This is a genomic window from Polynucleobacter difficilis, from assembly GCF_003065365.1.
In the GTDB taxonomy this organism is placed as follows: domain Bacteria; phylum Pseudomonadota; class Gammaproteobacteria; order Burkholderiales; family Burkholderiaceae; genus Polynucleobacter; species Polynucleobacter difficilis.
This window is the reverse complement of the sequence record NZ_CP023276.1, coordinates 1,113,233-1,126,832: the sequence shown is the minus strand read 5'-3', so window position 1 is coordinate 1,126,832 and position 13,600 is coordinate 1,113,233. Positions and strand designations below refer to the sequence as shown.

The following is a 13,600-nucleotide window of genomic DNA, read 5'->3' as shown; positions in this document are numbered from 1 at the left end:
AAGAAAAAGCGCCCCGCAGGGCGCTTCTCATTGATGCTGATTACGACTTAGTCGCGATCGCCACCCATGATCCCGAAGAGGGCCAAGAGGTTGGTAAAGATGTTGTAGATATTCAAGTAAATAGCTAGAGTTGCCATCACGTAGTTGGTTTCGCCACCATTGACCACACGCTGAACGTCCACCAAGATGAAGGCAGAGAAAATCGCAATTGCTAACACCATCAAGGTCAACATCAAAGCAGGCATTTGCAACCAAATGTTGGCAAGGGATGCCACGATCAGCAGTATTACGCCAATCATGAGGAACTTACCCATGCTGCCAAAATCACGCTTGCTGACGGTAGCAATGCTGGCCATGACCGTGAAGATCAGGGCTGTACCACCAAATGCACCCATGATCAGGGTTGCGCCGTTGCTATAGGTGCCCAGGGTGTAGCCAACTAAACGGGACAGCATCACGCCCATAAAGAAGGTGAAGGCCAATAACAGGACTACGCCTAGGCCGCTGTCTTTATTGCGGTCAATCGCCCAGAAAAAACCGAAGGCCACTGCCATAAAGACGATAAAGCCCATGAAGGGGCTGCCTTCAAACAGCTTGAATCCCATTGCAACACCCAGCCAAGCGCCGATGACGGTTGGAACCATGGAAAGTGCCAGCAGGGCGTAGGTATTGCGCAGTACCCGGTTACGGACCTGCGCGTTTGCAACTGAGCCTGTTTGCCCAAAGCCGAACGAGTTCAAATCACTCATATTGACTCCTTTTATCTAATAACGTGAGTCCACCACGGGACTTTGATAGCAAGTATAGACAAAATTGATTAAATCAAGGGGGCAGTCCAATAAGAATAAATAAAATAGGGTTATACCTAGTAAATTCAAAGGCTTAGAGTAATAGTTATGGGGGTAAATACGGATGAAGCAATGTATAATAATCAAGCGTTTAAATAAGCGCGCTGTACCCGTATCGGCAGCCAATACCCTATAAATTTTGGTCAAAAATGGCTGTTTTTTAATTACTATTGATTTAATCACTGGAGTTTTGCATGGCAATGGAGCGCACCCTTTCTATTATTAAACCGGATGCAGTAGCTAAAAATGTAATCGGACAGATTTATTCTCGTTTTGAGCAGGCCGGCCTCAAAGTCATCGCATCCAAAATGGCGCATTTGTCGCAGTCAGAAGCGGAGCAGTTTTATGCTGTGCATGCAGCTCGCCCATTCTTTAAAGATTTAGTGAGCTTCATGATTTCTGGTCCAGTCATGATTCAGGTATTGCAAGGTGATAACGCCATTGCAAAAAACCGTGAACTCATGGGCGCAACCGATCCAAAGAAAGCAGACAAAGGCACTATCCGTGCTGACTTTGCAGACAGCATTGATGCCAATGCAGTGCATGGCTCCGATGCGCCAGAAACTGCTGCTGTGGAAATCGCCTTCTTTTTCCCAGGCATGAATATCTTTTCGCGTTAATTGATTGACTACCCCGCGCACAAATCTCCTGGATTTTGACGCTGCCGGAATGGCAGCGTATGTCGCGGGTCTAAATGAAAAACCATTTCGGGCCAAGCAGCTCCTGAATTGGGTTCACCAGCGCGGCGTGTCGGATATCGCCGCGATGAGTGATTTAGCAAAAACCTTTCGTACTTCCTTAACTGACCGCGCTGAAATTAAGCCGCTGCCCGTCATCCGGGATGAGCAAGCAGAGGATGGCACACGCAAGTGGCTGATTGATGTAGGCGCTAAAGATGCGGTAGAGATGGTATTCATACCAGAAGACGACCGCGGTACTTTGTGTATTTCATCGCAGGCCGGCTGTGCAGTAAATTGCCGTTTTTGCTCGACTGGTTATCAAGGCTTCTCACGCAACCTGACTGCCGGTGAAATCATCGGCCAACTTTGGTATGCCGAGCACGAGTTAAAGAAAGATCCAAACGCCATACTGCGCTTAGAAGAGTACCCAACCCCAGGCTACGTATACAGCGGCCGTGTGGTTTCCAACGTAGTTTTGATGGGCATGGGTGAGCCGCTGCTCAATTACGACAATTTGCTGACTGCCTTGCGCTTGATGCTTGATGACAACGCCTACGGTTTGTCACGTCGCCGCGTGACTGTATCTACTTCCGGCGTGGTGCCGATGATGGATCGCTTATCGCAAGATTGCCCCGTCGCTTTGGCAGTATCCTTGCATGCACCCAATGATGCGCTGCGTGACCAGCTGGTTCCTTTGAATATTAAATACCCGCTGCGTGAATTACTGGCAGCGTGTGAGCGCTATTTGGAGTTTGCTCCCCGTGATTTTTTAACCTTTGAATACTGCATGCTTGAGAATGTGAATGACAGCGATGCGCAGGCCAAGGAGTTAATTCGCTTATTGAGTGGCATTAAATGCAAGGTCAATTTGATTCCATTTAATCCTTTCCCAGAATCGGGCTTGACCCGTTCATTACCACAGCGCGTTCAGGCATTTATGCATTTATTACTCGATGCCGGTATGGTCGCAACCATTCGTAAAACGCGGGGCAGTGATATTGCCGCTGCTTGTGGCCAACTCGCTGGTGATGTGGTGGATCGGACGCGCGTGCGTGAGCGCGCGCTCTACGAGCAGCCCATCGAATGGGTCAACCGTTAATATTGCATATACCAATGACAGAACCGACCAAAACCATGTCAAATTGCTTACCTCCATTACCACTCGGTCCATCGCCTAAGCGCGCCTCACGCCAATCCGAAGTGGTTTGGGAAAGCGCCCGAATTACCGTCGGTGGTAATGCGCCGGTCCGCGTACAGTCGATGACCAATACCGATACTGAGGATGCCCTGGCAACTGCCATTCAAGTGAAAGAATTAGCACGTGCCGGTTCTGAAATGGTGCGCATTACCGTCAACACGCCGGCTGCTGCGGCTGCTGTTCCCTACATTCGGGAGCAGCTCGATAAGATGGGCGTGCATGTGCCGCTCATTGGTGACTTTCATTACAACGGCCACACCTTACTGAAAGAGCATCCCGAGTGCGCTAGGACTTTATCCAAGTACCGCATTAATCCCGGTAACGTAGGTAAGGGCGCCAAACGTGATCCGCAATTTGCGCAAATGATTGAAGCCGCTTGCGAATACCGCAAACCCATTCGCATTGGTGTGAATTGGGGCAGTCTGGATCAAGACTTGCTTGCGAGCATCATGGATGCCAATGCTGCGCTGCCTTCGCCCAAGTCAGCACAAGAAGTGATGATTGAGGCGCTGATTCAGTCGGCTCTGCAATCGGCAGAGAAGGCGGAAGAGCTGGGCATGGATCCTAATCAAATCACACTCTCGTGCAAAGTCAGTAACGTACAAGATTTAGTGGCGGTCTATCGTGACCTTGCGCGCCGCTGCGACTACCCATTGCATTTGGGCTTAACCGAAGCCGGCATGGGCAGCAAAGGGATAGTGGCTTCAACTGCCGCCTTAGCCATTTTGTTGCAAGAGGGTATTGGCGATACCATTCGTATTTCACTCACACCCGATCCCGGCGCTCCTCGTGAAAACGAAGTGATCGTGGGCCAAGAAATTTTACAAACCATGGGCCTGCGTAATTTCACGCCGATGGTGATTGCCTGCCCAGGTTGTGGTCGCACGACGAGCACGACCTTTCAGGAATTGGCTGCCAATATTCAATCCTACTTACGTCAGCAAATGCCTGTGTGGAAAAAAACCCATCCGGGAGTTGAAGAAATGAACGTTGCCGTAATGGGTTGCATTGTCAACGGCCCAGGCGAGAGTAAGCACGCCAATATTGGTATCTCATTGCCAGGCACGGGCGAGACGCCGGCTGCCCCGGTGTTCGTCGATGGCGTCAAAGTGAAGACGCTCCGCGGTGAATCGATTGCGCAAGACTTTCAGGTGATTGTGGAAGAGTACGTCAAAACCCGTTACGGCAGTAAGCAAGCATGAGTAATCCCAAGCTGCAAAAAATAAATGGCGTGCGGGGCATGAATGACCTGCTACCTGCTGATGCGCAGCAGTGGACGCATTTGGAAAATGCCGTACGTGATCTCACGCGGGCGTATGGATACGAATTACTAAAAACACCAATCGTTGAATCAACTCCAGTCTTTCAGCGCGGTATTGGCGAAGTAACCGACATTGTCGAGAAGGAGATGTATTCCTTTGAAGACCGTTTAAATGGCGAGCAACTCACTCTGAGACCGGAAGGCACTGCTGCACTGGTGCGCGCTGTGATTGAGCACAATTTGCTCTACGATGGCCCCAAGCGCCTTTGGTATACCGGCCCAATGTTTCGGCATGAGCGACCACAGCGTGGGCGCTATCGCCAGTTTCATCAATTTGGTATTGAGGCCTTGGGTTTTGCAGGCCCGGATATCGATGCAGAAATCATTTTGATGGGTCAACGCCTGTGGGATGAGCTGGGATTGCGCGGCGTACGCTTGGAGATCAATTCGCTTGGTCAGGCCGATGAGCGTGCGCAGCACCGCACTGCCTTGATTGCCTATTTTGAGAAAAACGCATCTGCATTGGATGCGGATTCACAGCGCCGCCTCAAAACCAATCCACTGCGTATATTGGATTCCAAAAACCCTGAGATGCAAGCCTTGATTGAAGGTGCGCCTCGGCTGCTGGATTTTCTGGGACCCGAATCGCTGGCGCATTTTGAAGCCGTGCAAGATTTACTCAAAGCCAATAACGTGCCGTGCAAGATTAATCCACGCTTAGTGCGGGGTTTGGATTACTACAACCTAACCGTATTTGAGTGGGTAACCGATGCCCTCGGCGCCCAAGGCACGATTGCAGGCGGCGGTCGTTACGATCCCTTAATCGAACGCATGGGTGGTAAATCTGCACCAGCATGTGGTTGGGCGATGGGCATGGAACGTGTACTTGAACTCATGAAGGTGTCCGAGTCATTGCCAGAGGCGACAAATTTGTGCGATGTCTTTGTATTGCATCAGGGCGGCGAGACTTTACGTACCGCTTTGGTCGCTGCTGAGGAAATGCGCAGTGCCGGTATTGATGTTGTTCTATTTTGCGCACCTGACGGCCAAGCAGCCAGTTTTAAGTCCCAAATGAAGAAGGCCGATGCCAGCGGCGCGGCGTATGCGGTGATCATTGGCCCCGATGAACTAGCCCGCAATGAGGCACAACTCAAAGATTTGCGTGGCGGTGAGCAGCAGCGCGCCATTCCATTAGATGGATTGCTCGGCACGGTAATTGATGCCTTAGTAGCGACATCCGAATAGAATGACGCATTCGTATCGTATTTAATAGCCTGGACCGTTATGCCTTTAGACCTTGAAGAACAAGAACAACTCGATAGCTTAAAAGCCTTTTGGGAGAAATACCGCTCCCTCATCATGGGTGTAGTTACTGCTGTGCTCTTTGTATTTGCCGCCTACAACGGGTGGCAGTGGTGGAAGAACAGTCAAGCAACCGAAGCCGGCAAGCTCTACGAAACCATGATGAGCTCGATTGAAAAGGGCAACAAAGCGCAAAGCATGCAAGCGGCAGACGACTTGCAAAAACAATTTGCTGGCACCAGCTATGCCCCCATGGCGAGTTTGATTGCAGCAAAACTGGCTGCGGATGCAGGCGATGCTGCTAAATCCCAAGCCTATCTGCGCTGGGTCGCTGAAAAAGCAGCCAACGATGGCTATCAAGCTTTAGGCAAATTACGCCTTGCCACTGCCTTGATGGACGAGGGTGGTGCCAAGTCCCTTGCCGAAGCCGATACCATTTTGAAGGGCAAACCAACCCTCGGATTTGAACCCTTATGGCTTGAGCGCCGCGGCGACTGGTATTTGGTGCAAGGTAAAAATGCCGATGCAAGGACTAGTTATTTGCAGGCATGGAAGTTATTGGAAAAATCCAAAGAGTTTCCACAAGAGGCGCGCAGTTTACTTAAAGTAAAGCTGGATGCCGTTGGAGGCATTGAATGAAACGGCTTCTAGGCGCTGCCGTTGTTGCCGTATTGGCAGTGAGCCTCGTGGCTTGCTCTGGCAAGGCACGGGTGCGCCAGCCTGCTGAGTTGGTCAAAGTCAGCAACCAGTTTGATTTAGCTCCAGTATGGTCGGTCAGCATTGGTTCATCGGAGCCCTTTAACTTTCATCCGGCCGTGGCGGGTGATGCTGTGTATGCTGCATCGCGTCGCGGCAGTCTGCGCAAAATTGACTTGCAAAGCGGTAAGACAGTTTGGGACGTGACTGTTCCCGAAAAACTCAGCATTGGTCCCGGCTCGGATGGCAAAGTCACTGCAGTCGTCACTACGGAAGGCGATGTGTTTGCCTACGATGACACGGGCAAAAATATTTGGAAGTTTCACATTGGCGGTGAAGTATTGACTGCTCCGGTTGTGGCTGGTGGGGTCGTGGTGATTCGTGGTTTAGACAATCGCTTTGTGGGTCTTGATGCGGCTACCGGTAAGCGCCGCTGGATTTACCAGCGTCAGCAATCGGCATTGTCCTTGCGCGTCGGTTACGGCATGCTATCCATTGGTAACGAAGTGATCGTGACGGGTTTTGCAGGCGGACGTTTTGGCATGATTGGGATTGCCAATGGCGGACTCGTTTGGGAGACTCCGATCTCCTTTCCAAAAGGCTTTTCTGAAATCGAGCGCCTCAATGATGTGAGTGCCAAGCCCAGCATGGAGGGTGAGCGGATTTGTGCTGTGTCGTATCAGGGCCGCATTGGTTGCGCCCAAGCACGCACCGGCACGCTGATTTGGTTTAAAGATTTTTCCAGCTTTACTGGGACAGCCCAGAGTACCGATTTTGTTTTTGCTGCCAATGAAAAATCCCACGTTACGGCATTTCGGAGCAGTGATGGCGTACAGGTATGGGAGAACACCCAACTGACGTGGCGTGATGTTGGCGAACCCTTAGCGATTGGACGCGTTGTTTTGATGGGCGACAAACAAGGTTACATTCATGCGATGTCGCAGTCCGGCGGCGAGATGCTCGCGCGCATTCGCCATGACACCACGCCAGTGACTGCAGCACCGATCGCAGTGGGCGGCTTGATTCTGGTTCAGTCTCAAGGCGGCAAATTAGCGGCGTATAGCCCCAAATGAAACCAGTCATCACCATTGTTGGCCGACCAAACGTCGGCAAATCCACTTTGTTCAATCGCTTGACGCGTTCACGTGATGCTCTGGTCGCAGACTTTTCTGGCTTAACCCGGGATCGCCATTATGGCAACAGCCGCATTACCTCACGTGAGTTCATTTGCGTGGATACCGGTGGCTTTGAACCGGTCGCGAAAACCGGCATCGTGGCCGAGATGGCCAAACAAACCAAGCAAGCCGTTGCCGAATCCGACTTGATTATTTTCCTGGTCGACGGTCGCTTGGGTATGGCGCCGCAAGACCGCGTGATTGCCGACTTTTTACGTAAGACCGGTCGCCCCGTTGTATTGGCCGTTAATAAAACTGAAGGCATGTCACAGGGCGTCGTGACTGCCGATTTCCATGAGCTCGGATTGGGCGAGCCGTTTGCAATTTCGTCCGCGCATGGTGACGGCGTTAAAACATTGGTCGAGGATGCACTCGACTCACTCGGAATACCCGAGCCCGATGACAGTGCGGATGCTGATCCCTTAACGCCCCGCGCCATGAAGATCGCCGTTGTGGGTCGTCCCAATGTGGGCAAGTCGACGCTCATCAATAAACTTATTGGTGAAGAACGTGTGATTGCATTTGATATGCCGGGCACCACTCGGGATGCGATTGAGGTTCCGTTTGAGCGTAATGGCAAGCCCTATATCTTGATTGATACCGCCGGTTTGCGTCGCCGTGGCAAAGTGTTTGAGGCAATCGAAAAGTTCTCGGTAGTAAAAACCTTACAGGCGATTGCCGATGCCAATGTTGTGATCTTGATGCTCGATGCCCAGCAAGATATTTCAGAGCAAGACGCGCACATTGCTGGATTTATTTTGGAAGCGGGTCGCGCACTGGTTCTTGCCATTAATAAATGGGATGGCGTGGATCACTACGTTAAAGAGCGCTGCCGAGTTGAGATTGGACAAAAGCTACGTTTCTTGGATTTTGCTAACGTACATCCCATTTCAGCGGCAAAAGGAACTGGACTCAAAGAGCTTTTCAAAGACGTCGACTTAGCGTATGCCGCCGCCATGGCGAAATTACCAACCCCCAGACTGACGCGTATTTTGGCGGAGGCGGTAGAGCATCAACAACCCAAGCGTGTTGGCATGGGACGTCCTAAATTACGCTATGCTCACCAAGGCGGCATGAACCCGCCGATTGTGGTGATTCATGGCAGTGCGCTCAGTGGTGTAACGGATAGCTATAAGCGCTACCTCGAAGGGCGCTTTCGGGAAGCATTTAAGCTGCGGGGAACCCCGCTGCGGATCGAAATGCGCACCAATAAAAACCCTTATGTGGATGCAGATAAGGGCAAAAAACGCTAATTTAGCGCCGTGTTTTCGGCTGCTGTTGAAGGCTTGGCAAAAGTTTGGCGGGCGGTATATATTAATAACCGTAGGGCGAATTCGATTGCCCTGCAATACCAGAATAAAAGCAAGACTCCCACACATCCAATAATGAATAAGGAGCAGTATGAATAGCAATAAGACCCAATTACTTCAGGATCCCTTCCTGAATACCTTGCGCAAAGAGCACGTTCCGGTATCAATTTATCTGGTCAACGGCATTAAGTTGCAAGGCAATATTGAATCCTTTGATCAGTACGTCGTTTTGTTGCGCAACACCGTAACGCAAATGGTCTACAAACACGCCATTTCCACCATCGTGCCGGCGCGTGCAGTCACGTTCCGTGCGGATGAGGACGAGCCTTCTGCATAAAACTGGCATTGATCCCGTTCGCGCAGTCCTAGTAGGAGTCGATTCGGGGCGAGAAGATTTTCCCGATAGCATGGCTGAACTCAGCCTTCTGGCGGATAGCGCAGGCTCCATTCCAGTCGCGAGCGTGGTGGCGCGCAAAGGGCGCACCGATCCTGCCTTGTTTGTCGGGTCCGGCAAGGCCAATGAGATCAAACGGGCTTTAGAAGACAACGATGCCGAGCTCGTTATCTTTAACCACCCCTTATCCCCAAGCCAGCAGCGCAACTTAGAGCGCCACCTCGGTCACCACGTGATGGATCGTACGGGCTTGATATTGGATATTTTTTCGCAACGCGCTCAAAGCCATATTGGTAAAACCCAGGTGGAGTTGGCGCAAGTACGCTACCGGATGTCGCGCTTAGTGCGGGCCTGGAGCCACTTAGAGCGCCAAAAGGGCGGTATTGGCTTGCGCGGCGGTCCTGGCGAAACCCAGATGGAGCTGGATCGACGCATGCTGGCGACCAAGGCCAAACGCCTTGAGCTTGAACTCGAGAAACTGCAACGCCAGCAGCGTACCCAGCGCCGGTCCCGCAGCCGTAAGGACGTGTTCTCGGTTTCCTTGGTGGGCTACACCAATGCCGGCAAATCGACCTTGTTTAACACCTTAACCAAGGCCGATACTTATGCAGCTGACCAGCTCTTTGCTACCCTAGATACCACCTCAAGGCGCGTATTTTTGCCCGAAGTGGGCTCGATTGTGGTCTCCGATACGGTTGGATTTATCCGGGATTTGCCGCATCAGTTGGTTGAAGCCTTTCGGGCGACCCTGGATGAGACCATCCATGCCGATTTAATTCTGCACGTGATTGACGCCTGTAGCCCAGTAGCCAAGGAGCAGCAAGCCCAGGTTGAGGCAGTTTTGGCTGAAATTGGGGCTGATTCCATCCCCCGGATTGAGGTGATGAATAAGATCGACCTGATGCCCCAGACCTTTACTAAAGGGCCCATGGTTGTAAGGGATATTGAGGGTCAGCCAAGCCGCATTTATCTGTCGGCGCAAACGGGGCTGGGCCTTGATTTACTGAGGGAAACTCTCGCTCAAAGCGCTGTAATGACTGATAGAATTAGGGATCAACACAACCGACCCAAGTCGCAATTGACTACGGAGGAGCTGTTGGCCCCTATGACAGAACGACCCGATTCCGCTGAATTTAACCCGATTCCACTAAAACACTATTTACCCCATGATGCGTAGACTGCTTTCGATTTTTTCGGTAAATGACCCTGGCTGGGGTAATTCGCCACGTCCAAATGACAATAAAGGCGATGCCGCTGGGTCTAAGGACGGCAATACTGGTAATGAGGGTGCGCCCCCAGCAGAAGAGCAGGGCGCCTCAGCTAATCCGCCTACGAGCAAACCGGATCCGGATCGCAAGCCAGTGGGCAATGGCCCACCTGACCTCGATGAGCTCTGGCGCGACTTCAATGATCGCCTCAGCAACCTCTTTGGCGGCAAAAAAGGCCCAGGCCGTCCCAGTGGCGGTTGGGATGGCAAACCGAATCCAAACCAAAACCCCAATAATGGCCGCGGCGGCCCACCGAGCGGCGGTTCGCGTCCCCCCATTTTTTCGGGTGGACTGCCTTTCTCATCGAAGAATGGCGTCTTGGCTGCGCTTGGCGGTGTCTTTTTTATCTGGATTGCGACTGGCTTTTTTATGATCCAAGAGGGTCAGGCCGGCGTGGTTCTGACTTTTGGTAAATACAGCCACACCGCAGGCCCTGGTATTAATTGGCGCATGCCGTATCCCTTCCAAACAACTGAGGTGGTGAATATTTCAGCAGTGCGTTCGGTTGAGGTGGGGCGTTCTGTTGTGATTAAGGCGACCAACCAAAAAGATTCGTCCATGCTGACCGAAGATGAAAACATCATCGATGTTCGGTTTGCGGTGCAGTACCGCTTGAAAGACCCAACCGAGTACTTATTTAATAATCGCGATCCAGATTTTGCCGTAGTGCAAGCCGCTGAAACTGCCGTTCGTGAAATCGTTGCGCGTAGCACGATGGATACGGTGCTCTACGAAGGGCGCGAAAAGATCGCGATTGATTTAACCGCATCGATTCAGCGCATTCTGGATAGCTATAAGGCAGGCATCTTTATCACCAGTGTGACGGTACAAAATGTCCAGCCACCAGAACAAGTCCAAGCTGCGTTTGATGATGCGGTGAAGGCGGGTCAGGATCAAGAGCGCCTAAAGAGCGAAGGACAAGCCTATGCCAATGACATTATTCCCCGGGCCAAAGGTACCGCAGCGCGATTGATCGAAGAGGCAGAAGGCTATAAAGCCCGTGTCATCGCAACCGCAGAAGGTGATGCCACCCGCTTTAAGCAAATCTTGGTGGAGTATGCCAAGGCTCCGCAAGTCACGCGTGACCGTATGTATGTCGATACGATGCGTGAGGTCTATACCAATGTCTCGAAGATTTTGGTTGACACTGCAAAAGGCAACAATATGCTTTATTTACCGCTCGATAAGATCGTCTCGCAGGTGAGTGCTGAAAGCGCAAAAGCAGCAAGTCAAGCGGTAGCGAACGGCACAGTTACCGTTGGCGCTGCAACAGACGTGCCTGCTGCTCCTACTACTAGAGCGCCTGAGCGCCCTGCGGATCGCCGTGATGGCGGACTGCGCAGCCGAGATCGGGACGCACGATAATGAATATGAATCCAAATCGCGTAATTGCTATCCTGGTTGGCCTGGTTTTATTGGTCATTGTTGTTTTGTCCAGCGTCTTCGTTGTGGATCAACGTAAATTCGCCGTGGTCTTTGCCTTCGGGCAGTTTGTGCGCGTAGCCGATGATGCTGGTCTGAATTTCAAGTTACCAGCGCCATTCCAAAATGTCCGCTTTTTTGATCGCCGCATTATGACGATTGATAATCCGGAAGCAGAGCGCTACATCACCGCTGAAAAGAAAAACTTACTGGTGGATTCCTATGTGAAGTGGCGCATTGTTGATCCGCGTAAGTTCTTCATCAGCTTTAAGGGTGACGAGCGGATGGCTTCAGATCGTTTAACGCAGCTCGTGCGTTCGGCTCTTAATGAAGAATTCACCAAGCGTACGGTTCGGGAAATTATCTCCGAGCAGCGCGACGAAGTGATGCAAAGCATTCGTAAAAAAGTAGAAGTTGATGCGGCCGATATCGGCGTTGAAATTGTTGACGTCCGCTTAAAGCGTATCGATCTCTTAGCTGAAATTAGTGACTCGGTTTATCGCCGGATGGAAGCCGAACGCAAGCGCGTAGCCAATGAACTGCGCTCAACCGGTGCTGCTGAATCCGATAAGATCCGCGCCGATGCAGAGCGCCAGCGCGATGTTATCTTGGCCGAAGCCTACCGTGATGCCCAGCGCATCAAAGGTGCCGGCGATGCCCGCGCAACCGCCTTGTATTCCGAGGCATTTGGTCGTGATCCGCAATTTGCGCAGTTTTACCGCAGTCTAGAGGCCTATCGGAGCTCATTCAAAGATAAGCGCGATATTATGGTGATTGAACCCAATAATGAGTTCTTTAAGCACCTTAATAAGAAATAAGAAGCGCGTATCGTGAATCGTTGGTTACTGCCTGAAGACATCGCCGATGTCTTGCCTGCTAAGGCTCGTAAAGTGGAGCAGCTGCGCCGCAGCTTGCTTGATCTTTATCGCTCCTATGGCTACGAGCTGGTTGCCCCTCCTTTACTCGAGTTTTTAGATTCCCTTCTCACGGGTACTGGCTCGGACCTTAATTTACAAACCTTTAAATTGGTTGACCAGCTCTCGGGCAGAACACTCGGGCTGCGTGCTGACATGACGCCTCAAGTAGCCCGCATTGATGCCCACTTACTCAATCGCAGTGGTGTAACGCGGCTTTGTTATGCAGGATCGATTGCCCACACCCGCACACCGGTTGGCTGCACTTCCCGCGAAGAGCTGCAACTGGGCGCAGAAATTTATGGTCACGCCGGTTGGGAGGCCGACTTAGAGGCGCTGACGCTGCTATTGCAAACATTGCAAACCGCTGGGTTGAAACAGGTTTACCTTGATCTCTCGCATGCCGGCATATTGACTGGCATCTTGGCGGATCAGACCGTAGCTAAAGAAGAGATAGAGACCCTCTACAGCCTTTTGCAAAGCAAAGACCGTAGTGGCCTAGCGAGCTGGTCACGCAACTTGCCCCAGCCGGTTGGTCAGGCCTTGATGGCATTAACCGAACTAAGTGGCCCAGCGGCTGAGGTGCTTGCGCGGGCGCGCAAGGCGTTGCCAAGTAATGCCCTGGTCGCCGATGCCTTAGCGCTACTGGAGCGATTAAGCAATGCCATTGCCTTGACGCCATCAGCGCCCGAAGTCAGCATTGATTTAGCCGATTTGCGTGGCTATCAATACCATAGCGGCATGATGTTTACCGCATACGTGGATGCATTGCCCCAGCCGATTGCGCGGGGTGGTCGCTACGATCATGTGGGGCAGGCCTTTGGGCGTGCTCGTCCGGCCACGGGTTTTTCGATTGATTTACTCACCTTAGCCGGCTTATCAACCGACTTGGAAGAGCGCTCAGCGATTGTGGCACCTTGGATCAGCGATGCGGGATTGAATGCGGCTATACAGGCCCTGCGTAGTGCAGGCGAGATTGTGGTTCAACTAGCGCCTGGCGATGCTGGACTCAGTGCAGAATATCGACTGGATCGTGTTTTAGTGGAACAGGGCGGTGCTTGGAAAGTGCAGCCAAAGAGCGCTAGCAAGAGTAGCTAGTAGCCTGCCATGCCTTTTTGATTGATTTGTTTAT

Annotated in this window: 13 protein-coding genes; 12 read left to right on the top strand and 1 reads right to left on the bottom strand. The window is 51.8% G+C overall.

Features of this window, described 5'->3' with window-relative positions; all coding sequences use genetic code 11:
- Nucleotides 1–47: 47 nt before the first annotated feature.
- Nucleotides 48–749, bottom strand: coding sequence for a Bax inhibitor-1/YccA family protein (locus AOC34_RS05720; RefSeq protein ID WP_108469165.1), 702 nt, complete (start codon nt 747–749; stop codon nt 48–50).
- Nucleotides 750–1,042: 293 nt separating this feature from the next.
- Between AOC34_RS05720 and ndk the strand changes: the two genes are divergently transcribed.
- From ndk to AOC34_RS05660, 12 genes are all read left to right on the top strand, one after another.
- On the top strand, nt 1,043–1,468 hold the full coding sequence (gene ndk / locus AOC34_RS05715; RefSeq protein ID WP_108469164.1) for a nucleoside-diphosphate kinase: 426 nt from the start codon (nt 1,043–1,045) through the stop codon (nt 1,466–1,468).
- Nucleotides 1,469–1,472: 4 nt separating this feature from the next.
- Complete coding sequence (gene rlmN / locus AOC34_RS05710; protein ID WP_108469163.1) at nt 1,473–2,627, top strand: 23S rRNA (adenine(2503)-C(2))-methyltransferase RlmN; 1,155 nt, start codon at nt 1,473–1,475, stop codon at nt 2,625–2,627.
- A 14-nt stretch (nt 2,628–2,641) separates the two neighbouring features.
- Nucleotides 2,642–3,928 carry a flavodoxin-dependent (E)-4-hydroxy-3-methylbut-2-enyl-diphosphate synthase gene (ispG, locus tag AOC34_RS05705; RefSeq protein ID WP_199908272.1) on the top strand — a complete coding sequence of 429 codons (1,287 nt, stop codon included), beginning with the start codon at nt 2,642–2,644 and terminating at the stop codon, nt 3,926–3,928.
- Nucleotides 3,925–5,232, top strand: coding sequence for a histidine--tRNA ligase (gene hisS / locus AOC34_RS05700; protein ID WP_108469162.1), 1,308 nt, complete (start codon nt 3,925–3,927; stop codon nt 5,230–5,232). The genes ispG and hisS overlap by 4 nt, the downstream gene beginning before the upstream one ends.
- Nucleotides 5,233–5,271: 39 nt before the next feature.
- Nucleotides 5,272–5,928: a YfgM family protein gene (locus AOC34_RS05695; RefSeq protein ID WP_108469161.1), complete on the top strand. Its 657-nt coding sequence runs from the start codon at nt 5,272–5,274 to the stop codon at nt 5,926–5,928.
- Entirely contained in the window at nt 5,925–7,058 is a 1,134-nt protein-coding gene (gene bamB, locus AOC34_RS05690) for an outer membrane protein assembly factor BamB (protein ID WP_108469160.1), read from the top strand. Before AOC34_RS05695 ends, bamB begins: the two co-directional genes overlap by 4 nt.
- Entirely contained in the window at nt 7,055–8,413 is a 1,359-nt protein-coding gene (gene der / locus AOC34_RS05685) for a ribosome biogenesis GTPase Der (protein ID WP_108469159.1), read from the top strand. Before bamB ends, der begins: the two co-directional genes overlap by 4 nt.
- Nucleotides 8,414–8,561: 148 nt before the next feature.
- Nucleotides 8,562–8,807 (top strand): RNA chaperone Hfq, encoded by a 246-nt coding sequence (gene hfq / locus AOC34_RS05680; RefSeq protein WP_108469158.1) that lies wholly within the window; start codon nt 8,562–8,564, stop codon nt 8,805–8,807.
- Nucleotides 8,785–10,041, top strand: coding sequence for a GTPase HflX (hflX, locus tag AOC34_RS05675; protein WP_108470078.1), 1,257 nt, complete (start codon nt 8,785–8,787; stop codon nt 10,039–10,041). Before hfq ends, hflX begins: the two co-directional genes overlap by 23 nt.
- Nucleotides 10,031–11,497 (top strand): FtsH protease activity modulator HflK, encoded by a 1,467-nt coding sequence (gene hflK / locus AOC34_RS05670; RefSeq protein ID WP_108469157.1) that lies wholly within the window; start codon nt 10,031–10,033, stop codon nt 11,495–11,497. The genes hflX and hflK overlap by 11 nt, the downstream gene beginning before the upstream one ends.
- A gap of 5 nt (nt 11,498–11,502) precedes the next feature.
- Complete coding sequence (gene hflC / locus AOC34_RS05665; protein WP_108469156.1) at nt 11,503–12,372, top strand: protease modulator HflC; 870 nt, start codon at nt 11,503–11,505, stop codon at nt 12,370–12,372.
- A 12-nt stretch (nt 12,373–12,384) separates the two neighbouring features.
- Nucleotides 12,385–13,566, top strand: coding sequence for an ATP phosphoribosyltransferase regulatory subunit (locus tag AOC34_RS05660; protein WP_108469155.1), 1,182 nt, complete (start codon nt 12,385–12,387; stop codon nt 13,564–13,566).
- The last annotated feature ends 34 nt before the right edge of the window (nt 13,567–13,600 follow it).

What these genes read in the sequence shown, in the direction of transcription:
- AOC34_RS05720 (WP_108469165.1), bottom strand. Translation starts at nt 749, where the DNA reads ATGAGTGATTTGAACTCGTTCGGCTTTGGGCAAACAGGCTCAGTTGCA.
- ndk (WP_108469164.1), top strand. Translation starts at nt 1,043, where the DNA reads ATGGCAATGGAGCGCACCCTTTCTATTATTAAACCGGATGCAGTAGCT.
- ispG (WP_199908272.1), top strand. Translation starts at nt 2,642, where the DNA reads ATGACAGAACCGACCAAAACCATGTCAAATTGCTTACCTCCATTACCA.
- hisS (WP_108469162.1), top strand. Translation starts at nt 3,925, where the DNA reads ATGAGTAATCCCAAGCTGCAAAAAATAAATGGCGTGCGGGGCATGAAT.
- AOC34_RS05695 (WP_108469161.1), top strand. Translation starts at nt 5,272, where the DNA reads ATGCCTTTAGACCTTGAAGAACAAGAACAACTCGATAGCTTAAAAGCC.
- bamB (WP_108469160.1), top strand. Translation starts at nt 5,925, where the DNA reads ATGAAACGGCTTCTAGGCGCTGCCGTTGTTGCCGTATTGGCAGTGAGC.
- der (WP_108469159.1), top strand. Translation starts at nt 7,055, where the DNA reads ATGAAACCAGTCATCACCATTGTTGGCCGACCAAACGTCGGCAAATCC.
- hfq (WP_108469158.1), top strand. Translation starts at nt 8,562, where the DNA reads ATGAATAGCAATAAGACCCAATTACTTCAGGATCCCTTCCTGAATACC.
- hflX (WP_108470078.1), top strand. Translation starts at nt 8,785, where the DNA reads ATGAGGACGAGCCTTCTGCATAAAACTGGCATTGATCCCGTTCGCGCA.
- hflK (WP_108469157.1), top strand. Translation starts at nt 10,031, where the DNA reads ATGATGCGTAGACTGCTTTCGATTTTTTCGGTAAATGACCCTGGCTGG.
- hflC (WP_108469156.1), top strand. Translation starts at nt 11,503, where the DNA reads ATGAATCCAAATCGCGTAATTGCTATCCTGGTTGGCCTGGTTTTATTG.